Consider the following 22,855-nt stretch of genomic DNA (forward strand, 5'->3'; position numbering starts at 1 on the left):
AGCTACGGCAAGGGCCCCGCTCGCCTCCGGCCCGTACCGCATCGCCGAGCACATCCCCGGCGACCGCCTGGTCCTGGAGCGCAACCCGCACTGGGACCCGGCCACGGACGCCGTACGGCACGACCACCCGGACCGCGTCGAGATCGAACTCGCCGTCGGGGCGGGCGCGCAGAGCCTGCGCGCCCGCGCATCGGAGGGCGCCGACGCCTTCGCCGTCGCGGAGAACAACGCGCCCGAGGACGTGGCCCGGACGCTCCTGGAGGACCCCGGTCTCGCGCGGCGCCTGCGCCGCGACCGCACCCCCCTCGTCTGGTACCTGGCGATCAATACGGCCCGGGTGACCGACGTGGAGGTCCGCCGGGAGATCGCCCGTGCCGTGGACAAGGAGGCGGTGCGCGACGCGATGCCCGGACGGGCGCAGGGCGAGATCACCCACACGATCCTCTCCCCGGCCACCATCGGCCACCGCCCCTACCCCGACCCCCACGCGGGCGGCCCGCGCGGACTGCCGGACGGCTGGGACGGCCGCACCCTGCGTCTGCTCAGCCGGGACGGCGACTACTTCACCGCCGGCGCCCGGGCGGTCCGACGCTCCCTGGAGAAGGCGGGCTTCGTGGTCGAGTTGGTGGAGATCGAGCGGCCGAAGCACAACGCGACCGTCCTCACCCGAGGCCACGACGCCGACCTGTACCTGATGTGCCAGGCCGCCGACTGGCCCGGCGCCTCGACGCTCCTCACCGGCTTCGACGGGCGCACCCTGCGCCCGACGGGCAACGCCAACTACACCTACTTCGACGATCCCGGGGTCAACGCCGAGATCGCCCGGATCTCCGCCCTCCCCGCCGACCGCGCGGCCGGCGAATGGGCGGCCCTGGACGAGACCCTGACGACCCGTCATGTGCCGCTGGTGCCGTTGTTCTCCTACGTGTACCTGGCGGCGACCGGATCACATGTCGGCGGAGTGTTCACCTCGTCCTTCCTCGGCACGCCCGTCTACTACGACGCCTACGTCACCCAGGATCCCGAGGACCCCGACCGTGGCTGACGTGTCCACCCTCTACGAGCGCTTCGCCGCGTCCGCCGACGCGCACCCCGACCGGACCGCCCTGGAGACCGGCGGACGCGTCCTCACCTACGCCGCCCTGCGCCGCCTCGCCGAGCACACCGCGGCCCGCCTGCTCACCGCCCTGGACGGTCGCCGCGTCGAACGGATCGGCGTCCTGGCCAACCGCAGCGTGGCCGCGTACGCCTCCTACCTGGCAGCGCAGCGTCTGGGCGCGGCCGCCGTGCCGCTCGGCCCGGAGGTCGCGCCGGTCCGGCTCGCCGCCGTGGGCCGTGCGGCGGCGCTCGACGCGGTGCTGGCGGAGCAGAGCGCGGTGGACCACGGGCGCTCGGTCGGTTTCCCGTGCCCCGTGCTGCCCTTCACCGAGCCGGACGAGGACACCGGCGGCGCGCAGCCGGAACGGGAGCCGCATCCCGTCCTCTCGCCGTACGAGGCGCGTCCGGACGCCGTCGCCTACATCGTGTTCACCTCGGGCTCCACCGGCACCCCGAAGGGCGTACCGGTGCTCCAGCGCAACGCGGCGGCGATGCTGGACTACGCCGTCGACCGCTACGGCATCGGCCCCGGGAGCCGCGTCTCACAGACGTTCGACCTGACCTTCGACCCGACCGCGTGGGACATGTTCACCGCGTGGAGCGCCGGCGCGGCCCTCGTGGTGCCGGCCCGCGCCGAACTGGTCCGCCCGGCCCGCTTCATCCGACGCACGGGTGTCACCCACTGGTTCTCGGTCCCCTCGGTGATCACCTACGCCCAGCGGCTGCGCGACCTCGCCCCCGACTCGCTGCCGTCCCTGCGCTGGACCCTGTTCGGCGGTGAGCCGCTCACCCTGGCCCAGGCCGCCGTCTGGCAGGCCGCGGCCCCGGGCAGCGTGCTGGAGAACCTCTACGGTCCCACCGAGGTCACCGTCTCCTGCACCCAGCACCGCCTGCCCGCCGACCCCGCCGACTGGCCCGCCACCGCCAACGGCACGGTCCCCATCGGCACGCCGTACCCGCACCTGGACTTCCTGGTCCTGAACGAGGACGGCCACCCCGCCGACGAGGGTGAACTGTGCGTCCGCGGCCCGCAGCGCTTCCCCGGCTACCTCGACCCGGCCGAGAACCAGGGCCGCTTCGTCCGCTTCGACGGCCGCCGGGCCACGGTGCACGAGGGCCGGGAGGCGCCCGCACCCGACCTCTACTACCGCACCGGCGACCGCGTCCGCCGCGACGTGGACGGCGCGCTGCTCCATCTGGGTCGCCTCGACCAGCAGGTCAAGATCCGTGGCCACCGCATCGAACTCGGCGACGTCGAGGCCGCGCTGCGTTCGGCCGACGGCGTCGAGGAGGCGGTGGTCACGGTCGGGACGGCCGAGGGCGCCGAGCCCGGCCTGGAAGCCGCCTACACCGGTACCCCGCAGGACCCCCGGGCCCTGCGCGCCCACCTCACGGACCGCCTGCCGACGTACATGCTGCCGCGCGCCTTCACCCACTTCGACGCCTTTCCCCTGAGCGCCAACCGCAAGATCGACCGGCGCGCGGTCGCGACCCGTCTGGCCGCCCCGCAGGGCTGAGCGGTGGCCGGATGCTGTCAGCCCACGGCTTACACACCGGGCCCGGCTTGCCATCCCCCGCCCCTCCTGGGGGAGGATGGCGGGATCCGTACGAAGGGAAAAACACGGTGAGCATCGACCCGTCCTCGATTCCGAACTTCGGGGGCCAGCCAGAGCCGCAGCCCCAGGGTGGACCGGCGGGCCCCGTCGTCCCGGACCAGGATCTCGTGAAGCAGCTCCTCGACCAGATGGAGCTGAAGTACGTCGTCGACGACGAGGGTGACCTCGCGGCGCCGTGGGAGGAGTTCCGTACGTATTTCATGTTCCGCGGCGAGGGTGACCAGGCGGTCTACTCGGTGCGGACGTTCTACGACCGGCCCCACGGGATCGACGAGAAGGCGCAGCTGCTCGAGTCGATCGACGACTGGAACCGCCGCACCCTGTGGCCCAAGGTCTACACCCACACCCACGACGACGGCACCGTCCGTCTCATCGGCGAGGCGCAGCTGCTGATCGGCGCCGGTGTGAACATCGAGCTCTTCGTCTCCTCGACGGTGAGCTGGGTGCGGGCGGCGATCGAGTTCGACAAGTGGCTCGTGGAACAGCTGGGCCTGGAGTCGGCGGTCGCCGAGGGCGACGAGAAGCCCGGCGACGGCGCCGAGAACGTCGAGAAGGCCGAGGACGACGAGTAGGTCCCCCCGACCTGCCGGTACGCCGAGCGGGCGCCCGTCCACAGCCTGTGGACGGGCGCCCGCTCGCGTGGGGCTGCTTCCGTGCGCCCCGCGCGCGTCCGGCCCCGCCTCAGCCGGCCAGCGCCTTCAGCCGGGTCGCGGCCTCCTCCAGCACGCTCACCCGCTTGCAGAACGCGAACCGTACGAAGGGCGCGCCCGCCTCGCGGTGGTCGTAGAAGACGGCGTTGGGGATGGCGACCACGCCCGCGCGCTCGGGCAGCGAGCGGCAGAAGGCGAAGCCGTCGGACTCGCCGAGGGGGCGGATGTCGGTCGTGACGAAGTACGTGCCGGCCGGGCGGAAGACCGCGAAATAGTTGGGCGTCGCGGCCCTCGACGGTCCAACGGTTTCGCCAGGAGCGGAGCCGGGGTGGTCTGCCGTCGGACCAGTCCGCTCGCGTCCCGGTTGTTGTCCGGTTTGAAGGATCCAGAACCCGCTTCAACCATTGTCGGCCTGGGTGAGCACTGTGTGACGCAGGAGGGGTCAGCAGGTGCTGTGCTCGATCCCTGAGTCCTGTCAGCTCTCGTAGTGGTAGCGGCACTGCGCGATCAGGACGCCGTCCTCGGTGGCCTTGTAGATCAGTCGGTGCTCGTCGTTGATGCGGCGTGACCAGTAGCCCTGGAATCCGTGCTTGAGCGGTTCCGGTTTGCCGATCCCCTCGTTGCCGTTCCGGGCGATGTCCGCGATGAGTGTGTTGATGCGCTTCAGGGTCTTCCGGTCCTGAAGCTGCCACCACAGATAGTCCTCCCAGGCCCGGGAGGAAAAGGTGATCTTCACTCGCGGCCCTTACTCGTCGGTCGTCAGCTCGCGTACGGTGCCGCCGCCGTTTTCCAGCTCGTCGATGGACGCGAGCAGGCGCCGGGCGTTCGCCGGGCTCCGCAGCAGGTAGGCCGTCTCCTTCAGGGACTCGTAGTCCTCAAGGGAGACGATGACGACCGGCTCATGTCCGGCCCGGGTGATGACGACCTCTTCGCGGTCGTCGGTGACGGAGTTGAGCACCTCGGCGTACCGTGCGCGCGACTCGGAATACGTCATGGTCTTCATGATCGACCCTCCTTCACGTACAAGAAATTGTACGTCGGTCTCTTTCGTGTGGCAACCACGGAATGACGGCCTCGACGGGTGGCCTGCGGAGTGAGGGTTCCGGGCGGGTGAGGCGCGGCAGACGACGAGGAATACGACGACCGGCCCCCGTGCGGCGGCGGTCAGTGCGCGAATGTCTTGCGGAGTCGGTCCGTCGCGTCCGTCAGGACCTCCGTGCGCTTGCAGAAGGCGAAGCGGACGTAGGGGGCACCCGCGTCCTTGTGGTCGTAGAAGACCGCGTTCGGGATCGCGACCACGCCGGCCCGTTCCGGCAGGGCGCGGCAGAAGGCGAAGCCGTCGCCGCCTTCGGACAGCACAGCGCCGAGGGGGCGGATGTCCGTGGTGATGAAGTACGTGCCCGAGGGCCGGAACACCTCGAAGCCCGCCTCCGTGAGCCCCGCCGACAGCAGGTTCCGCTTCACCCGCATGTCCTCGCGGAACGCCTCGAAGTAGGAGTCCGGCAGGGCCAGCGCCTCGGCCACCGCGTACTGGAACGGCCCGGACGACACGTACGTCAGGAACTGCTTCGCCGAGCGCACCGCCGTGACCAGCCCGGGCGCCGCCGTGACCCAGCCGACCTTCCAGCCGGTGAACGAGAACGTCTTGCCGCTCGACCCGATGGTGACCGTCCGTTCCCGCATCCCCGGCAGCGTCGCCAGCGGCACGTGCTCCGCCTCGTCGAAGACCAGGTGCTCGTACACCTCGTCCGTCACGACGAGCAGGTCCCGTTCCACCGCCAGCTCGGCGATCGCCGTCAGCTCCTCGCGGGTGAGGACCGTGCCGGTCGGGTTGTGCGGGGTGTTGATCAGCAGCAGCCGGGTGCGCCCGGTGACCGCGTCGCGCAACTCGTCCAGGTCGAGGCGGAAGCGCGCCTGCTCGGGGTCCGGGCGCAGGGTGACCGGCACCCGCGAGGCGCCCGCCATCGCGATGCAGGCCGCGTAGGAGTCGTAGTACGGCTCGAGGGCGACGACCTCGTCGCCGGGCTCCAGCAGCGCGAGCAGGGTGGCGGCGATGGCCTCCGTGGCGCCCGCGGTGACCAGGACCTCGGTGTCCGGGTCGAAGGAGAGGCCGTAGCGGCGGCGCTGGTGGTCGGCGATCGCCGCGCGCAGCTCGGGGACGCCGGGGCCCGGCGGGTACTGGTTGCCGCGGCCGTCCCGCAGCGCCCGCACGGCCGCCTCGCGGACCTCCTCCGGGCCGTCGGTGTCGGGGAAGCCCTGTCCCAGGTTGATGGCGCCGGTCGCCGCGGCGAGGGCGGACATCTCGGCGAAGATCGTCGTCCCGAACTCGGCGAGACGGCGGTTGAGGAAGGGGCGCGCGGTGGAGGTCATGCCCGTCATCCTGCGCCGAAGCTCTGGAGTTCCTCAACTCTGCTTTGGCAGCTGAGACAGGCGGGCATCCCCCGTTCACGCGGCGCTCGGGCGCCACGCGAGGCGCCCACGGGGGGCCGCTTCGGGGGACACGGAAGGAGGGTGACGCCATGGTCTTCGGCATCATCCTGGCGGTGATCGGAATCGTGCTCGTGGCAGCCCTGCTGGCCAACGCCGGCAGGCGCGGCGCCGCGAGGTCGCACCGCGGTGGCCGGTCGCGCCGGTACAGCGGCGGGGGCGGCTCCGCAGCCGCCGGCGGCAGCTGGTGGGCCGGCGACGGCGGCTCCGGCGGCGGCGACACCGGCGGCCACGGAGGCGGCCACTCCTGCGGCGGGGGGTCGTCCTGCGGAGGCGGCGGATCGTCCTGCGGCGGAGGCGGAGGCGGCGGATGCGGCGGAGGCAGCTGACACGGGGCAGCTGACTCCCCTCGGGGGGAGCCGCATCCGGACCGCGGGGCCCGATCCCGACCACGGGCTCCGCGGTCGCACCGGTGACGGCGGCCGCATCGTCTACCCCCGGTCGCGCCTTTCATGTGGGGCGCGCGGATGCACGCCTGGGCCGCCCGGGGTACGCCGTGGTTGAACAATTGAGCTGTGGTCCCCCCGAGGGATGGAAACCGCACGAACTTGGGTAAAAACGCTGTGGAGCCACCGCAGTTCATGATTCCCTCTAAACCACCAACGCAGCCCCTCGGACCCCTTCGGACGTCCCCTGCGGACGACCTTCCGGACCGGGCCGACCGGGGCCGTTCTCCCGGCTTCGACCGGATTGCGCCGACCTGCCCCCTCTCCTCTTTGCGTCTCCGCGGAGCCGATCCATGCTCACGACCCTGAACACCTCCTACACCGACACGCGCGCGGCCGATCTCGCCTGGGCCCTGGGGCGGGAGCCGCTGCCCGCCCTCGCCACACTCGACCTCGAACTGTCCGGCGCCACGTTGCAGCTCAGACTGCTCGGCGCCTCGCATCAAGTGCTGCTGGAGGAGGAGCAGGGCTCTTGCTCCGAGACGGTGGCCTGCCTCCCCGGCAGCAGCACCCCGCTCCCGCTGGGCGTCGCCAAGCGGGTCGGCGACTGGGAGTACGAGTTCGCGGCGCGCGTCGAGGAGCTCTCGCCCGGCCAGTTCGCGGGCCGCGCCCAGGAACTCCTGGCCCTCGTCTCCGAGCACCCGCACGGCCTCGCAGGCGTCTTCCCCGGCAGCCCGCACGCCTTCACCGCCCTGCTCGCCCACCGCAGCGAAGGCCAGGTGCACTGGCGCACCTGGCACGCCTATCCGCAGGACGGGGAGCTGGTGGCGACCAGGACGCGCGTGGCCGTCGGCGTGCGGTCGGGCGCTCCCGGCCTGTCCGTGAGCGCCTCGGCCCAGGCACTCTGAGGCGCGGGCGCCTCAAACGTCCGCCGCGTGAACGACCTCGGATTCCACACGTGTGGGTGACGAAGGGCACCCATGCCGTGACGTAACGTCGCAGTCGTGATCGAACCGCACGCGCCGGCCCCGCCCCGTGTCCGGCAAGACCGGGAGCCGCCACCGCACGGGGTCGCGCGGCTTCCGGTCCGGCCGGACACCGGGCGGTTCCTGGTTCTCGCGTGCGTCTTCGTCTGCGCGGCCTGCGGTCTCGTCTACGAACTGGAACTCGTCGCACTGGCCTCCTACTTGATGGGCGACTCCGTCACCCAGGCCTCCGTCGTGCTGTCCGTCATGGTCTTCGCGATGGGCGTCGGCTCGCTCGCCGCCAAACGGCTGCGCCGGTTCGCCGCGGCCGGCTTCGCCGCCCTGGAGGCCACCCTCGCCCTGGTGGGCGGGTGCAGTGCCATGGCGCTGTACGCGGTGTTCGCGTGGACGGGCGACTGGGGCGGCCTGTGGGCCCACGGCCCCCGTGTGCTCCTCGTCGCGTTCTCGCTCGCCATCGGTGTGCTCATCGGTGCCGAGGTGCCCCTCCTCATGGAACTGATCCAGCGCATCCGCCGCCAGGACGCGGGCGGCGCGGTGGCCGACCTGTTCGCCGCGGACTACGTGGGCGCGCTGGTGGGCGGCCTCGCCTTCCCCTTCCTGCTGCTGCCCTTCCTGGGCCAGCTGACCAGTTCCCTGCTGACCGGCGGGGTCAACGTCGTGGCCGGCGCCGCCCTGGTCCTGGGCCTCTTCCGCCGCGACCTCACCTGCCGGGCGCGCGCGGTGCTGCTCGTCGCCAACATCACCGTCCTCGGCGTCCTCGCCTCCGCCGCCGTCCTCGTCGACGACTTCGAACGGGCGGCCCGGCAGGCGGTGTACGGCGACGACGTGCGCGTGGCGGTGCGGACCGGCGTCCAGGAGATCGTGCTCGCCGGCGGCACCGACGGCCGCCCCCTCGACCTCTACCTGGACGGCCGCCTCCGCTTCGCGGGCCACGACGAGCGGCGGTACCACGAGGCCCTGGTCCGCCCCGCGATGAGCGGCCCGCACGCGCGCGTGCTGATCCTCGGCGGCGGCGACGGCATGGCCGCCCGCGAGGCCCTCGGCCACCCCGGCGTGCGCCGCGTCGACATCGTCGCGACCGACCCCGGCCTGGTCCGACTGGCCCGCACCGACCCGGCCCTGTCCCGCCTCAACGACCATGCCTACGGCGACGCGCGGGTCCACGTCGCCACGGAGGAGGCTTTCCGGTGGCTGCGCGGGGCCCCTCCGGCGACGTACGACGTGGTCGTCGCGGATCTGCCCGACCCCGGCATGACGGCGAGCACGAAGCTCTACTCACAGGAGTTCTACGGTCTCGCCCGCCGGGCCCTCGCCCCGGGCGGCCGGCTCGTCGTGCACGCCGGTCCGGTCGCCGGCCGGCCACGCGCGTTCTGGACGGTCGAGACGACGATGCGCGCGGCGGGCCTGCACACCGCCCCCTACCGCGTGGACGGCCGCGACGCAGACCGCGGCGCGGGCCCCGACCGCGGCGCCGGCGGCTCCCGGGCCCCCGGTGACTGGGGCTTCGTCCTGTCCACCGCCGGTACCCGCCCGCCGCTGCGCCTCGACGGGCGGGAGCCGCCGCGCACCCTGACCCAGGCGGAGCTGACGGCGGACGCGCGGGCGGCGGAGGCGACCCGGGTGACGGGGCTGCGGCCCTCGACGCTGGTGCATCCGCGGTACTGATCCGGCGCCGGCGGTGTATCACCGGCCGGAGCGCGGCGGAGCCGATTCCCGGTTTCGCCGGGTGCTTTCCGGCGCCCGCTGGGTAGGCTCCGGTGTCATGGAGCAAGAGGTGTTCGTTCCGGTTCCGGCCGAGCGGTTGAGGGCGGCCCTCGCAGATCCGGCGCAGGTGGCCCGGGCGGTCCCCGGGCTCCAGCAGGACGCGGGCACCGATCCCGTCGCGGGGCGGCTGAAGGTGCGGGTCGGCGGCCACACCATCACGTACCGGGGCGCCGTACGGGTGCGCGTGCGGGAGGACGGCGCGTACGCCGTGGAGGGCGACGCGACCGAGGTGCGCGGCAGCGGGGTGGTGAAACCGGTCCTCACGCTGTGGCTGCGGGAGGCCGGAGCGGGCACGACGCTCCGCTTCGAGGGGACGGCGTCGGCGGACGGCCGGATCGCGGAACTGCCTCCGGAGGCCGTGGAGTCGGCGGTCACCCGGCTGCTGAACCGCTTCGCGGCGAACCTGGCGGCGGAAGCGGCCGAAGCCGTGAAAGCCGCGGAAGCCGTGGCGGCGGACGCCGCGGACGAGGTCGCGCAGGCCGTGGACGAGGTCGCGGACGCCGTCGACGAGGTCGCTGACGTGGACCTGGACGACGTGGACGACGTCGACGACGTCGACGACGTGCCCACCCCCGGCGCCGTCTTCGAGGCGGAGGTGCCGGCCGGTGGGCTCGAGGACCTCACGGGGCCCGGAGAGCCGGCCGCCGAGGCCGCGCACGCGCGCCGGACGATGATCGGGCGCAGCGCCGAGGAGGTGGACCACGCTCCGCCGCGCGGGCGCTACGCGCCGGTCCCGGCCCCGCAGACCGTCGTACCGAACAGCACGCTGCGGTGGGCCGCGCCGGCGGCCGCGCTCGTCGTGGCGTCGGCGATCGTGGTGGGCCGGGCACTGCGCCGACGCGGCTGAGGCCTGCGACACCGAACGGCCCGGGGCCGGGGCCGGCGGCGCGGCCCGGTTGCCCGCACGGCGTCCCGGCCGGTCCGCGACCCGACCGCTCCGATCGTCCCAGTAGGGTCGTCCCGTGAGTGACGAAGAGATCACGCTGACCGCGGGCGACGCGGAGGTGACCGTGCAGCCGGACAACGGCGGCCGGATCGGTGGGCTGCGCGTCGGCGGCCTCGAACTGCTGCGCCAGGGGGATCGGTTCGGGTGTTTCCCCATGGTCCCCTGGTGCGGCAGGATCCGCGACGGCCGGTTCCGGGACGGCGGCACCGTTCACCAGATGCCGCTCAACGCGGCGCCCAACGCCATCCACGGCACCGTCCGCGACGGTGCCTGGAAGGTGGCGCGGCGGACCGCCGACGAGGCCGTGCTGACGTACCGCCTGGTGGAGCCGTGGCCTTACCCCGGTCTGGTCACCCAGGTGGTCACGCTGACCGAGGACAGCCTGTCCCTCGCGATGGCCGTGGAGACGCACGGCTCGTCCTTCCCGGCGCAGATCGGCTGGCACCCCTGGTTCAACCGCAACCTGGGCGGGCCGGACGACCAGGACGTGCGGGTCTCCTTCGACCCCGAGTGGCAGGAGGAGCGCGGCGACGACCATCTGCCGACCGGCAACCGGATCGCGCCGAAGCCCGGCCCGTGGGACGACTGCTTCGGCATGCCCGGCGGTGTCGCCGTCGGCCTCACCTGGCCGGGCCGGCTGGAGTTGAGGGTGACCAGCCCCGAGGCGTGGGTCGTCGTCTACGACGAGCAGGAGGCGGCCGTGTGCGTGGAGCCGCAGACCGGCCCGCCCGACGGCCTGAACACGCTTCCGCGCCTGGTCACGCCCCTGGAGCCGCTGGAGGCCGGCACCACGTGGCACTGGACCCGGCTCTGAGTTCCGCCTCCGGCCGCCGCCCTTAAGCTGAGGGGCATGACGGACGTAAACGAAGTGATGCCGTCGGGCACACGTGGCGCGCTGCTTCAGCAGATCAAGGACAAGGCCGTGGTGCACGGCAAGGTGACCCTGTCGTCGGGGCTGGAGGCGGACTACTACATCGACCTCCGCCGGATCACCCTCGACGGGGAAGCCGCCCCGCTCGTCGGGCAGGTGCTGCTCGACCTGACCGCCGAGCTGGACTTCGACGCGGTGGGCGGTCTGACCATGGGCGCCGACCCGGTGGCCGGCGCCATGCTGCACGCGGCCGCCGCGCGCGGCCGGCGGCTGGACGCCTTCGTGGTCCGCAAGGCGGCGAAGGCGCACGGCCTGCAGCGGCGGGTCGAGGGCCCGGAGATCAAGGGCCGGCGCGTCCTGGTCGTCGAGGACACGTCCACCACCGGCGGCTCGCCGCTCGCCGCCGTCGAGGCCGTGCGCGAGGCGGGCGCCGAGGTCGTGGCCGTGGCGACGATCGTGGACCGGGCGACCGGCGCCGACGAGAAGATCCGCGAGGGCGCGGGCGTGCCGTACCTGTTCGCCTTCTCGAAGGATGAACTGGGTCTGGACTGACGGGCCGTATTGACCTGCACTTGACCGGGGCGTGGACCAGGCATGGACCATTCGCCCAGGTCTGGAAAGATGGGGCCGACGATGACGTCGCACCCCAGGTCTAGGTCAGGGCCGTAGTACGCAGATCGAACAGATCGCCAACCCGCAGATACCAAGGAGCGGACAGATGCCCATCGCAACCCCCGAGGTCTACAACGAGATGCTCGACCGGGCGAAGGCAGGCAAGTTCGCCTACCCGGCCATCAACGTCACCTCGACGCAGACCCTGCACGCGGCACTGCGCGGCTTCGCCGAGGCGGAGAGCGACGGCATCGTCCAGATCTCCACGGGTGGCGCCGAGTTCCTGGGCGGCCAGTACAGCAAGGACATGGTGACGGGCTCGGTCGCCCTCGCCGAGTTCGCCCACGTCGTCGCCGAGAAGTACCCGGTCACCGTCGCGCTGCACACGGACCACTGCCCGAAGGACAAGCTCGACGGGTACGTCCGCCCGCTGCTCGCGGTCTCCGAGGAGCGCGTGAAGGCCGGCCGCAACCCGCTCTTCCAGTCGCACATGTGGGACGGCTCCGCCGAGACCCTGGCCGACAACCTCGCCATCGCGCAGGAGCTGCTCGCCCGCGCCGCCGCCGCGAAGATCATCCTCGAGGTGGAGATCACCCCGACCGGTGGCGAGGAGGACGGTGTCTCCCACGAGATCAACGACTCCCTCTACACGACGGTCGACGACGCGGTGCGCACCGTCGAGGCGCTGGGTCTGGGGGAGAAGGGCCGCTACCTGCTGGCCGCGTCCTTCGGCAACGTCCACGGCGTGTACAAGCCGGGCAACGTCGTGCTCCGTCCCGACCTGCTCAAGGAGCTGAACGAGGGCATCGCCGCCAAGTACGGCAAGCCGGCCGGCTCCCAGCCGTTCGACTTCGTCTTCCACGGCGGCTCCGGCTCCAGCGCGGAGGAGATCGCGACCGCGCTGGACAACGGCGTCGTCAAGATGAACCTCGACACGGACACGCAGTACGCCTTCACGCGTCCCGTCGCCGACCACATGTTCAAGAACTACGACGGCGTCCTGAAGGTCGACGGCGAGGTCGGCTCCAAGAAGACCTACGACCCGCGGACCTGGGGCAAGCTGGCCGAGGCGGGCATGGCCGCGCGCGTCGTCGAGGCCACGCAGCACCTGCGCTCGGCGGGCCAGAAGATCAAGTAGTCCCCGAAGGAACCTTCGCCGTACCCCTGGACCCTCTGGAGGTACCCCGGAGGTGCTACGGGCAGCGGTGAGCCCGGCGTCTGTCTACGGCGCCGGGCTCGCTGTATACCTGGGGCATGCCTGACGTCCGGTTGGCCTCGCCGCAGGGCAAGTGGATCCTGCTCACCACCGTGCTCGGTTCCAGCATGGCCCTGCTGGACTCGACCGTCGTCAACGTGGCCCTCCCGCGCATCGGCCGCGACCTGGACGCCGACCTGGCCGCCCTCCAGTGGACCGTCAACGCGTATCTGCTCACGCTGGCCGGACTGATCCTGCTGGGCGGCTCCCTGGGCGACCACTACGGGCGGCGCAAGGTGTTCGTGGTCGGGGTGGTGTGGTTCGCCGTCGCCTCGCTGCTGTGCGGGATCGCCCCGAACGCGGGCGTGCTGATCGCGGCCCGGGCGTTGCAGGGGGTCGGCGGCGCGCTCCTCACGCCGGGTTCCCTCGCGCTCATCCAGGCCTCCTTCCACCGGGAGGACCGGGGGCGGGCGGTGGGCCTGTGGTCCGGGTTCGGCGGCATGGGGGCGGCCGTGGGGCCGTTCCTGGGCGGCTGGCTGGTGGACGGGCCGGGCTGGCGGTGGGTGTTCCTGCTGAACGTGCCGCTGGCGGCGGTGTGCGTGCCGGTCGCACTGCGCCACGTACCGGAGTCGGACGGGCGGCCCGCGCGCCCCCGCGCGGCCGCCACCGCCACCGGGAGCGGGACCGGGACCGGGCATGTGCCCGGGGGAGCGGCCGGGAGCGCGACAGGGAGTCCGCACGCGCGCTTCGACGTGCTGGGCGCCTTCCTGGGCGCGCTGGCGCTCGCCCTCGTCACCTACGCGCTGATCGAGGCCCGGAGCGGACCCGTAGGGGTCGTCACGGGGGCGGCGGTCGCCGGAGTGGTGGCCGGGGTCGCCTTCGTGGCGGTGGAGCGTCGCAGCCCCGACCCGATGCTGCCGCCGGACATCTTCGCGTCCCGCCAGTTCACGGCCGTCAACCTGGTCACCCTGTGCGTGTACGCGGCCTTCGGCGGTTTCTTCTTCCTGTCCGCGGTCCAGCTCCAGGTGGTGGCCGGCTGGTCCGCCCTGCAAGCGGGTACGGCGCTGCTGCCGACGACCGTGCTGATGCTGCTGCTGTCCGCCCGCTCCGGCGAACTGGCCGAGCACATCGGGCCGCGGATCCCGCTCACCGTCGGCCCGCTGCTGTGCGCCGCCGGGATGCTCCTGATGCTGCGCGTCGGGACCGGCGCGTCCTACGCCGCCGACGTCCTCCCTGCCGTCCTGGTGCTGGGCTTCGGCATGGTCGCGCTGGTCGCCCCGCTCACCGCGACCGTGCTGGCCTCCGTGGACGTCGCACGGGCCGGGGTGGCCAGCGGCGTCAACAACGCGGCCGCCCGCGCGGCCGGTCTCGTCGCCGTGGCCGCGCTGCCCCTGCTGACCGGGATGAGCGCGGAGGCGTACCGCTCGGCCGCCGCCTTCGACGACGCGTTCCGGCGGGCCATGGTGCTCTGTGCGGGGGTGCTGGCGGTGGGCGCGGTGGTCGCCTTCGCGACGGTGCGCCGCCCGGCCCCGGACTGCCGCAGGCCGGAGTGCAGGACCCACGGGAGCGTGCTGGCGCCGCCTCTCGAGGGGGAGCGGACCAAGGGCCGGCTGTCCTAGCCGGGTCCGGCCGGCCCCCCGTCCCGGGCGAAGGCCGTCCGGGTTTCCCGGCGGGCCGGGGCCGGGGCTCCGCGGATGGCGCAGACTGGACGCATGTCCCTTCACGAAAACCTCCTCGGGGGCCCGCCCCCGACCCACCTCCCCGACGACCCCGAGCCGCGCGAGCTCCTCGCGAACGGCACCGCGCCCGCCGACGTCGCCGCGAAGTACCCGACGTCCTCGCTGGCCTGGGCGCAGCTCGCCGACGACGCGTTCGAGCGGGGCAGCGTCGTGGAGTCGTACGCGTACGCCCGCACGGGGTACCACCGCGGCCTGGACAGCCTGCGCCGCAACGGCTGGAAGGGTCACGGCCCGGTGCCGTGGGAGCACGAGCCGAACCGCGGTTTCCTGCGTGCCCTGCACGGCCTCGCCCGCGCCGCGCAGGCGATCGGCGAGCAGGCGGAGTACGAGCGCTGCTCGCAGTTCCTGAAGGACTCCTCGGCGACGGCGGCCCAGACCCTGGGATAGCCGTTCACCTGTGCGTTCTTCCGGGCCCGTCTGGTGTGACCAGGCGGGCCTTGCGTTTTCGGGAGAGCATTGCGCAATATGTGCCGGTGGGGACCGGGGCCCCCGTGTCGGTAACGGCAGGGGCGGACCGCTACCCGGAGTACACATCAGGAGACAGCGATGTCCCAGCAGGCTCAGCCCCAAGAGGCTTCGGAGCCCGAGACCCCGCATCTCGACTTCGCCGGCACGACGCCGTACGAGGACTACGTCAAGGCGGACGTGCTCACCCACCTCCAGCACACCCTCTCCGACGATCCCGGAGAGATGGTCTTCCTGGTCACCACCCAGGTCATGGAGCTGTGGTTCACGGTCATCGTGCACGAGTGGGAGACCGCCGCGAAGGCGCTGCGCCAGGACCGGGTGCCGGTGGCGATCGACGCGCTGAAGCGGTCCGTGCGTGAACTGGACGCGCTGAACGCGTCCTGGCGGCCGCTCGGGCAGCTGACCCCGGCGCAGTTCAACTCGTACCGCTCGTCGCTCGGCGAGGGTTCCGGCTTCCAGTCGGCGATGTACCGGCGCATGGAGTTCCTGCTCGGTGACAAGTCCGCGTCCATGCTGGTCCCGCACCGCGGCGCGCCCCGCGTCCACGCGGAGCTGGAGAAGGCGCTGCACGAGCCGAGCCTGTACGACGAGGTGCTGCGGCTGCTGGCCCGGCGCGGCCACGCGATCCCGTCGGCCGTCCTGGAGCGGGACATCACGCGGCGGTACGAGCCCTCGGCGGAGGTCGAGGCGGTCTGGACGGCCGTGTACGCGGGTGACGAGGGCGACGAGATCGCGCGCCTCGGTGAGGCCCTGACGGACGTCGCCGAGCTGGTGTGGCGCTGGCGCAACGACCACCTCGTCGCCACCCGCCGCGCGATGGGCGCGAAGGCCGGCACGGGCGGCTCGGCCGGTGTGGCCTGGCTCGAGAAGCGTGCGCAGAAGAACGTGTTCCCCGAGCTGTGGACGGCCAGGTCCCATGTCTGAGCGCCCCGGATTCGCGCAACTCGATTTCAGGGCGAAGGAGTTGGACAGCGGCGACGAGCTGGCGGGCAAGCGCGCCCAGTTCCTCCTCGACGACGGCGTCTACCTCGACGGCAACTCGCTGGGCGCGCTCCCGCGGTCCGTCCCCGGGCACGTCGAGGACGTCGTACGGCGTCAGTGGGGCGCGCTGAAGATCCGGTCCTGGGACGAGAGCGGCTGGTGGACGGCGCCCGAGCGGATCGGTGATCGGATCGCCCCGCTGGTGGGCGCGGCGGCCGGTCAGATCGTGGTCGGCGACTCGACAAGTGTCAACGTCTTCAAGGCACTTGTCGGAGCGGTCCGTCTGGTGGACGACGCCCGGGACGAGATCCTCGTCGACGCGACGACCTTCCCCACGGACGGCTACATCGCCGGGTCGGCGGCCCGTCTCACCGGCCGCACCCTGCGTGCGGTGGCACCGGGCGAGGTGCCCGCGGCGCTGTCCGAGCGCACGGCCGCCGTACTGCTCAACCACGTCGACTACCGCACCGGACGGCTGCACGACCTGCCCTCGCTCACCGCCGCGGTGCACGCGGTCGGCGCGATCGCGGTCTGGGACCTGTGCCACAGCGCGGGCGCCCTGCCCGTCGGTCTCGACGAGCACGGCGTGGACCTCGCGGTCGGCTGCACCTACAAGTACCTGAACGGCGGACCGGGTTCGCCGGCGTACCTGTACGTGCGCCGCGGCCTCCAGGACCGGTTCGACTCCCCGCTGCCCGGCTGGAACTCGCACGCCGAGCCGTTCGGCATGCGGGAGACGTACGAGCCGGCGGCAGGCGCTCCGCGCGGGCGGGTCGGCACCCCGGACATCCTGTCGATGCTCGCCCTGGAGGCGGCGCTCGAGGTCTGGGACGGGGTCTCGGTCGAGGCGGTACGGGCGAAGTCGTTGGCCCTGACGGACTTCTTCCTGGAGTGCGTGGCCGCGTACGTCCCCGAGGGGCGGGTCGAGTCGCTGACTCCGGTGTCTCACGAGGAGCGCGGCAGCCAGGTGGCGCTGCGCTGCGAGGAGGCAGGCGAGGTCATGAAACGGCTGATCGGGCGCGGTGTGGTCGGCGACTTCCGCCGCCCGGACGTCCTGCGCTTCGGCTTCACCCCGCTGTACGTCGGCTTCGCGGACGTGGAGCGGGCGGCGCGGGTGCTGGCGGAGGAACTGCGCTGACCCGGCGGCGGGTTGGGCAGGGAGTCCCGGTCGGCTGAACCGGCCGGGACTCCTGGGCGTACCTAGGGGCACGCCCAGGGGGATGTCCGGCGGGCGGGTCTGCCGGGGCGGCGGAACAGCAGAACCGTTCATGTGGACCGGGCACCTCTCACCGAGCGTGATATCCGCGTGTCGGCGCACGTCACGGGCCTGATACCGTCCCGGCCAACGGCCGAATTCTCATCTGGTCCGCCACATCCTCCCCCAGTGCCGAAAGCCTGGGAGTAACCCATCGCCGCTGAGAGGTTGGAGCATGCCGGACGACGTTGTCGAAGCCCGGGCCGCCGCCGAGGAGGCGTCGGCCTTCGCGCATCCGCCCGTCGAGCCCGACGTCACCACGGCGTACGGCGATCACCCCGACCAGGTGATCGACTTCTACGTGCCGCGGGCGCAGGTCGGCCCGGGCGGTTCCGTTCCGCTCGTCGTCGTGCTGCACGGCGGGGCCTGGCGGGCGCCCTACGACCGCCGGCACATCACGCCGTTCGCGGACTACCTGGCCCAGCGCGGCTTCGCCGTGGCCAACGTGGAGTACCGGCGGGGCACCGGGAGCGCCGACCCGCAGGGGACATCCCCGGTCGCGGGACGCTGGCCGGACACCTTCGACGACGTGGCCGCGGCCCTCGACGCCCTCCCCGCCCTCGTCCGGGAGGCCGTGCCGCAGGCCGACGCCCGCCGCACGGTGCTGACCGGTCACTCGGCGGGCGGCCACCTCGCCCTGTGGGCGGCGGCCCGGCATGTGCTGCCCGCCGACGCGCCCTGGCGCACCGCGGATTCGGCCTGGTTGCGGGGCGTTGTCGCGCTGGCCCCGATCGCCGACTTCGCGGTCGCCGAGAAGCTGGACGTGTGCGGCGGAGCGGCCCGTCAACTCCTTGGCGGTCAGGAGCGGTTCGAGGAGCGGCAGCCGTTCGCCGACCCCGCGCTGCTGTTGCCGACCGGTGTCGCGACGACCCTCGTCCAGGGCCGCACCGACCTGGTCGTCCCGCAGGCGGTCGCCGAGGCGTACGCGGACGCGGCGGCGAAGGCCGGGGAGGTGGTGGGCCTGACCCTTCTCGAGGACGTCGGCCACTTCCCGCTGATCGACCCGGCGGCGGACGCGTGCGCGGTCGTGGCGGAGGAGATCGCCCAACTGGCGTGGTAGCCGTGGCCCCGGTTCGGCGGCGTGAAGCCCCCGGGTCGTACCCGTAGTACCTGAGAGCTACGCCGAAGAAGAGCTCCCCAGCGGGACGCGAACGACGAGCGCCGATCCGTAACTTCCAAGCCAGAAAGGCCCGATGGCCGGGCGCACTGGCGGGGGAGGGGCGGGATGGCGGAGGTTCGTTTTCGCGGGGGATGGCGCCGTGCGGGGAAGTCGCACGGAGGGCGGCACTGGGTCCGCGCCCTGTTGGCCGTCCTCATCACCGCCGCCGTGGTCGTCCCCCTCACGGCGGCGGTCCGGCCGGACATCCCCGCCCCGGCCCCCGCCGCCCTGGCCCCGCCGACGGCGGCGACCCTGGAGAAGGCGTACGCCGCCAACCGGGCCAACGCCGCGCTGGCGTCCGCGATGGCCGCCGCCCACGGGGACCGCCACCGTGCCGCCGCCGAGCGGGAGCTGGCCGCCCCGTCCCGCCACCTGCTCTCCTTCGACGGCCGGGGTTCCGGCCGGGCGGTCGAGGTGTTCGGGGACCTCGCCCACGCCGACCGGGTCGCCGTCCTCGTACCGGGCTCCGACACCTCGCTGGACACCTTCGGCCGCTTCCGGGCGGGTGCGGCCGCACTGCACCACCGGCTCTCCGCACAGACTGCCGCCGGCTCCCGTACGGCGGTGGTGGCCTGGCTCGGCTACACCACCCCGGGCACGGTCAGCGCCGCCGTGATCACGCCGGGCCGCGCCGAGGAAGCGGCCCCAGAGCTGCGGGAGTTCCTGCGCGGGCTGCGCGCCGTCACCGCGCCGGGATCCCGGTTCACCCTCCTGTGCCACTCGTACGGCACGGTCGTGTGCGGCCGCGCCGCCCCGCACCTGGAGGTGACGGACCTGGTCCTCCTGGGCAGCCCGGGAACGGGCGCGGAGTCGGCGGCCGACCTGCGTACCCGCGCGCGGATCTGGGCGGCCCGGGGCGCCGACGACTGGGTGGCGGACGTCCCGCACGTCAGCGCCGACCTGTTCGGCACGACGGTCGGCTTCGGCACCGATCCCCTGTCCCCGTCGTTCGGCGCCCGTGTCTTCGCTGCGGGCTCCGGCGGCCACAGCGACTACTTCCGGCCCGGTTCTCCCTCCCTGGAGAACATCGCCCGGATCGTCCTCGGCGCGACCGCGGAGGTCACCGGTGCATGACGTCCAGGGCAGTGAGTCACCGGTGCCTGGGCCCGAGGAGCGTGAGCAGCGGCGGGCGTCGTTCCGGATGCGGCGGGCCGCCGTCCGCATCGACGCGGCCACGCCGCCGCAGCGTGACCGGGCCGTCGATGCCCTGCGGGCACTGGCGATCCTCGGCGTCGTCCTCGGCCACTGGCTGGTGACGGCACTCGTCGCCGACGGCGCGACCCTGCGCGCCGCGAGTCCGCTGGGGCCCATGCCCTGGCTGGCTCCGGTGTCGTGGACGTTCCAGACCCTCGCGGTGTTCTTCATGGTGGGCGGCCATGTGGCGACCCGAAGCCTCGCCTCGGCCCGTGCGCGGGGCGGGACCTACGGCGCGTGGCTCGGGACCCGGCTGGCGCGGCTGTTCGTCCCGGTCGCCACCGTACTGGCCGTGTGGACGGTCGCCGCGGTGGGCCTCCTGCTCGGCGGCGCGTCCATGGTCACCGTGCACACCGTGGTCAAACTCGCGCTGTCCCCACTGTGGTTCCTGCTGGTGTTCGCCGTGCTGACGGCCGCGACCCCGTTGCTGGTCCGGCTCAACCCGCTGTGGCCGCTGGCCGTCGTCCTCCATGTGGATCTGGTGCGCTTCGGCCTGGGCGGCCCGGCATGGCTGGGCTGGGTGAACGTGGTGGCGGGCTGGCTGGTGCCGTACACCGTCGGAGCGGCCTGGACCCGCGGCGAGCTGGAGCGGCCCCGGTCGGGCCGGCTCCTGCTGGTCGGCGGGGCGGTCGCCACGGCGTTGCTCGTCGGCTGGGCCGGTTACCCGGCGTCGATGGTGGGTGTGCCGGGCGCGGCGGTCTCCAACCTCAACCCGCCCACGCTGGCCGCCGTCACGTTCGGTCTCGCCCAGTGCGGACTGGCCCTGCTGCTGCGGGACCGGCTGCGCCGGGCCATGCGCGGGCCCCTGGCCTGGGCGGCCGTCGCGCTGCTCAACCTCTCGGCGATGACGGTGTTCCTCTGGCACCAGACGGCCATGATGGCGACCACCGCCATGGGCCTTCTCGCGGGTCGCCTGACCGGCCTGCACACGGACCCCGACGGGCTGGAGTGGGTGGCGGCCCGGCTGCTGTGGCTGCCGGTCTTCGCCCTGGTGCTGGCGGTGTGCCGGGCGGCGTTCCACGCCTGCGAACGCGGGCCGCGCGAGCCACGCCGTTCCGACGGCCGGGGGTCCCGGGTGATCCGCGTCCACCACCGTTCCGGCCGGACGGAGTCGAAGGCGGCCCCCAGTGCCTAGGGTTGAGCCCGTGAACGGCGAGGAGAGCAGCACCCGGTCCGAGCGCGCCGCCCTCGCACCCACCGGCCCGGCCCGCTTCCAGCGCCTGCGTAAGCCGTTGCGCGACGGCTTCGGCGCGTCCCGCTCCGCGGGAGCCGCCCCGCGCCGGCGCGGTTGGCGTCTGCTGCGGCTGCCCGGGTACGTGGTGGTGTGCTGGATCTCCCTCGGGATCGCGCTGGCCGCCACGGATCAGATGGGCCGCTACGACCTGGGCACGGAACTGGGAGTGCTGACCGGCTTCGCGCAGGGCGCGGCCGTCGCCCTCGCGCTGTGGCGGCCCGTCCCCGCGTGGGCGCTGTCGCTGGCCGGCGTCTTCGTCGCCGCGGTGTCCGCCCGGCCGGCCCTGGTGGGGCACCCGCTGCCGGGTCCCCCTTGGCCGTGGAACACCAGCGAAGTCCTCGCCCACGCCCTCGTGCTCCTGTTCCTGGCGCTCCGCATGCGGGCCCGGGTGTCCTTCGCGGCGCTGACCGCCACCGCTGTGACGACCTGGCTGATCCAGGGCCTGATCGGCGGGGGTGCCTACACCTCGACGGGGCTGACCGCGGTCGCCGTCTTCGGGGCCGTCGTGCTCGTCGGCGCCGCCTTCCGCGGTCTCGGCGAGGCGCGCACCCAGCTCGTCGAACAGGAGACGATCACCGCCGAGGAACGCGGCCGACGCACATTGCTGGAGGAGCGCAACCGGATCGCGCGCGAACTGCACGACGTGGTCGCCCACCACATGTCGGTGATCTCCATCCAGGCCCAGGTCGCCCCGCACCTGGTGGACAACCCGTCCGAGGAACTCAAGGAGAACCTCGCCGGCATCCGGAAGAACGCCCTGGAGGCGCTCGGCGAGCTGCGACGGGTGCTCGGGGTGCTGCGCTCGGAGAACCCCGAGGACCCCTACGGACTCGGCGCGGCCGGCACCGGAGCCGCACCGGACACACCGCAGCCCACGCTCGACCGGCTCGACGCCCTCATGGAGAACACCCGCGCCGCGGGGCTGGACGTGGTCGCCACCGTCGAGGGCGAGGCGCCCGTGTACCCGCCGGGCGTGCAGTTGTCGGCGTACCGGATAGTCCAGGAGGCGCTCAGCAACGCCCTGCGGCACGCGCCGGGTTCCCAGGTGCGGGTGGAGGTCGTCCATCATGCCCGGGGCCTGTACCTGGAGGTCACCAACTCCCGCCCGCGCGAACCCGTGCCGCCCTCCCCGGGGGCGGGGCACGGTCTGCTCGGGATGCGCGAGCGGGCGGTCATGCTGGGCGGCCATGTGAACGCCTATCCCACCCTGCACGGCGGATTCGCGGTGTCGGCTTTCCTCCCGCAGGACGGCGCGGCCGCGCCCCACGACGGCCCGGACGCCTTCGCCGCCTCCCGGTCCGCGGAGGACTCCGCGGATCCCGGTGTCCCCGAGGGCCTCGAACTCGTCTTCCCGGACGACCCGGACGACCCGGACGACCCGGACGACCCGGACCACCAGGACGACCAGGACGACCAGGACGATGTGCACGACGTGGGCGCCCCGCCCCCGACAGGAGAAGGAACCCCATGACGACCGGCGGCACCATCCGCGTACTGATCGCCGACGACCAGGAGATGGTCCGGCAGGGCTTCACCGTGCTGCTCAACGCCCATCCGGGCATCGAGGTGGTCGGGCAGGCGGTGCACGGCCTGGACGCCATCGCCAAGGTCGACGAACTCGCCCCGGACGTTGTGCTGATGGACATCCGCATGCCCGAGCTCGGCGGCATCGACGCCACGCAACGCATCACTCTCGCGCACCCGCACATCAAGGTTCTGGTGCTCACCACCTTCGACCTCGACGAGTACGTGTACGACGCGCTGCGGGCCGGGGCCTCCGGCTTCCTGCTGAAGGACGCCTCAGCCGACCGGCTCGCCGAGGCCGTCCGGGTGGTGGCGGCCGGCGACGCCCTGCTCGCCCCCGTCATCACCCGCAAGCTCATCGCCGAGTTCTCCCGTCTCGACGGCAAGCCCAGAGCCCCGCTGAAGGAGCGGGTCGGCGATCTCACGGAGCGCGAGACGGAGGTGCTCACCCTGATCGCGCAGGGCCTGTCCAACGCGGAGATCGCCGACCACCTCTTCGTGGCCGAACAGACCGTGAAGACGCACGTGGGCCGCATCCTGGTGAAGCTGGGGCTGCGGGACCGCACCCAGGCGGCGGTGTTCGCGTACGAGTCGGGGCTGGTGAGACCCTCGGGGTACTGAGCGATGCCGCCCCGGTGCCCCGGTCGCCGCGGTGCCCCGTGCCTTCGGTCGGGCGGCGCCCCGCGCCCC

Annotated in this window: 21 protein-coding genes and 2 pseudogenes; 19 read left to right on the forward strand and 4 right to left on the reverse strand. The window is 73.1% G+C overall.

The genetic code is table 11. The features are described from left to right. Window positions 1-13 precede the first annotated feature (13 nt). From QF030_RS22985 to QF030_RS22995, 3 genes and pseudogenes are all read left to right on the forward strand, one after another. A pseudogene (locus tag QF030_RS22985) lies at window positions 14-1,045 on the forward strand (ABC transporter substrate-binding protein); the annotation flags it as partial. After that, complete coding sequence (locus QF030_RS22990) at window positions 1,038-2,615, forward strand: amino acid adenylation domain-containing protein (RefSeq protein WP_307164528.1); 1,578 nt, start codon at window positions 1,038-1,040, stop codon at window positions 2,613-2,615. The pseudogene QF030_RS22985 and the gene QF030_RS22990, both read left to right, overlap by 8 nt. Window positions 2,616-2,722: 107 nt before the next feature. After that, window positions 2,723-3,286: a YbjN domain-containing protein gene (locus QF030_RS22995; protein ID WP_307164529.1), complete on the forward strand. Its 564-nt coding sequence runs from the start codon at window positions 2,723-2,725 to the stop codon at window positions 3,284-3,286. Window positions 3,287-3,395: 109 nt separating this feature from the next. Here the strand turns inward: QF030_RS22995 and QF030_RS23000 are convergent. The 4 genes and pseudogenes from QF030_RS23000 to QF030_RS23015 all read right to left on the reverse strand — a co-directional run. Then, a pseudogene (locus tag QF030_RS23000) lies at window positions 3,396-3,635 on the reverse strand (aminotransferase); the annotation flags it as partial. A gap of 204 nt (window positions 3,636-3,839) precedes the next feature. Beyond that, on the reverse strand, window positions 3,840-4,100 hold the full coding sequence (locus tag QF030_RS23005) for a Txe/YoeB family addiction module toxin (protein ID WP_307164530.1): 261 nt from the start codon (window positions 4,098-4,100) through the stop codon (window positions 3,840-3,842). 9 nt (window positions 4,101-4,109) lie between these two features. After that, entirely contained in the window at window positions 4,110-4,367 is a 258-nt protein-coding gene (locus QF030_RS23010; protein ID WP_307164531.1) for a type II toxin-antitoxin system Phd/YefM family antitoxin, read from the reverse strand. A 161-nt stretch (window positions 4,368-4,528) separates the two neighbouring features. Beyond that, complete coding sequence (locus QF030_RS23015) at window positions 4,529-5,743, reverse strand: pyridoxal phosphate-dependent aminotransferase (protein ID WP_307164532.1); 1,215 nt, start codon at window positions 5,741-5,743, stop codon at window positions 4,529-4,531. Window positions 5,744-5,883: 140 nt separating this feature from the next. Here QF030_RS23015 and QF030_RS23020 point away from each other — a divergent pair, with 140 nt between their 5' ends. The 16 genes from QF030_RS23020 (at window position 5,884) to QF030_RS23095 (ending at window position 22,786) form a co-directional block, all read left to right on the forward strand. After that, complete coding sequence (locus QF030_RS23020; protein WP_307164533.1) at window positions 5,884-6,180, forward strand: hypothetical protein; 297 nt, start codon at window positions 5,884-5,886, stop codon at window positions 6,178-6,180. A 410-nt stretch (window positions 6,181-6,590) separates the two neighbouring features. After that, window positions 6,591-7,145, forward strand: a complete 555-nt coding sequence (locus QF030_RS23025; RefSeq protein WP_307164534.1) for a DUF2617 family protein — start codon at window positions 6,591-6,593, stop codon at window positions 7,143-7,145. A gap of 96 nt (window positions 7,146-7,241) precedes the next feature. Continuing rightward, the gene (locus QF030_RS23030) at window positions 7,242-8,888 is read left to right on the forward strand and encodes a polyamine aminopropyltransferase (RefSeq protein WP_307164535.1); all 1,647 of its coding nucleotides are present in this window, start codon (window positions 7,242-7,244) and stop codon (window positions 8,886-8,888) included. A 97-nt stretch (window positions 8,889-8,985) separates the two neighbouring features. Further along, complete coding sequence (locus tag QF030_RS23035) at window positions 8,986-9,834, forward strand: SRPBCC domain-containing protein (protein WP_307164536.1); 849 nt, start codon at window positions 8,986-8,988, stop codon at window positions 9,832-9,834. 115 nt (window positions 9,835-9,949) lie between these two features. Further along, window positions 9,950-10,747, forward strand: coding sequence for an aldose epimerase family protein (locus QF030_RS23040; protein ID WP_307164537.1), 798 nt, complete (start codon window positions 9,950-9,952; stop codon window positions 10,745-10,747). Between the two features lie 36 nt (window positions 10,748-10,783). Beyond that, window positions 10,784-11,356, forward strand: coding sequence for an orotate phosphoribosyltransferase (gene pyrE / locus QF030_RS23045; RefSeq protein WP_307164538.1), 573 nt, complete (start codon window positions 10,784-10,786; stop codon window positions 11,354-11,356). Between the two features lie 166 nt (window positions 11,357-11,522). Further along, the gene (gene fbaA / locus QF030_RS23050) at window positions 11,523-12,554 is read left to right on the forward strand and encodes a class II fructose-bisphosphate aldolase (RefSeq protein WP_307164539.1); all 1,032 of its coding nucleotides are present in this window, start codon (window positions 11,523-11,525) and stop codon (window positions 12,552-12,554) included. A gap of 116 nt (window positions 12,555-12,670) precedes the next feature. Then, window positions 12,671-14,230 (forward strand): MFS transporter, encoded by a 1,560-nt coding sequence (locus QF030_RS23055; protein ID WP_307164540.1) that lies wholly within the window; start codon window positions 12,671-12,673, stop codon window positions 14,228-14,230. 93 nt (window positions 14,231-14,323) lie between these two features. Next, window positions 14,324-14,737, forward strand: coding sequence for a DUF3151 domain-containing protein (locus QF030_RS23060; protein ID WP_307164541.1), 414 nt, complete (start codon window positions 14,324-14,326; stop codon window positions 14,735-14,737). 159 nt (window positions 14,738-14,896) lie between these two features. Next, a complete protein-coding gene (locus tag QF030_RS23065; RefSeq protein ID WP_307164542.1) occupies window positions 14,897-15,742 on the forward strand; it encodes a tryptophan 2,3-dioxygenase family protein in 846 nt (281 codons plus the stop codon). Then, window positions 15,735-16,937: a kynureninase gene (kynU, locus tag QF030_RS23070; protein ID WP_307164543.1), complete on the forward strand. Its 1,203-nt coding sequence runs from the start codon at window positions 15,735-15,737 to the stop codon at window positions 16,935-16,937. Before QF030_RS23065 ends, kynU begins: the two co-directional genes overlap by 8 nt. A gap of 292 nt (window positions 16,938-17,229) precedes the next feature. Further along, a complete protein-coding gene (locus QF030_RS23075) occupies window positions 17,230-18,114 on the forward strand; it encodes an alpha/beta hydrolase (protein ID WP_307164544.1) in 885 nt (294 codons plus the stop codon). 165 nt (window positions 18,115-18,279) lie between these two features. Further along, window positions 18,280-19,287 carry an alpha/beta hydrolase gene (locus QF030_RS23080; protein ID WP_307164545.1) on the forward strand — a complete coding sequence of 336 codons (1,008 nt, stop codon included), beginning with the start codon at window positions 18,280-18,282 and terminating at the stop codon, window positions 19,285-19,287. Between the two features lie 67 nt (window positions 19,288-19,354). Next, complete coding sequence (locus QF030_RS23085; RefSeq protein ID WP_307167662.1) at window positions 19,355-20,542, forward strand: acyltransferase family protein; 1,188 nt, start codon at window positions 19,355-19,357, stop codon at window positions 20,540-20,542. Between the two features lie 10 nt (window positions 20,543-20,552). Beyond that, window positions 20,553-22,112 carry a histidine kinase gene (locus QF030_RS23090; RefSeq protein WP_307164546.1) on the forward strand — a complete coding sequence of 520 codons (1,560 nt, stop codon included), beginning with the start codon at window positions 20,553-20,555 and terminating at the stop codon, window positions 22,110-22,112. Next, window positions 22,109-22,786 (forward strand): response regulator, encoded by a 678-nt coding sequence (locus QF030_RS23095; protein WP_307164547.1) that lies wholly within the window; start codon window positions 22,109-22,111, stop codon window positions 22,784-22,786. Before QF030_RS23090 ends, QF030_RS23095 begins: the two co-directional genes overlap by 4 nt. The last annotated feature ends 69 nt before the right edge of the window (window positions 22,787-22,855 follow it).

This window comes from Streptomyces rishiriensis (genome assembly GCF_030815485.1).
Lineage (GTDB): Bacteria > Actinomycetota > Actinomycetes > Streptomycetales > Streptomycetaceae > Streptomyces > Streptomyces rishiriensis_A.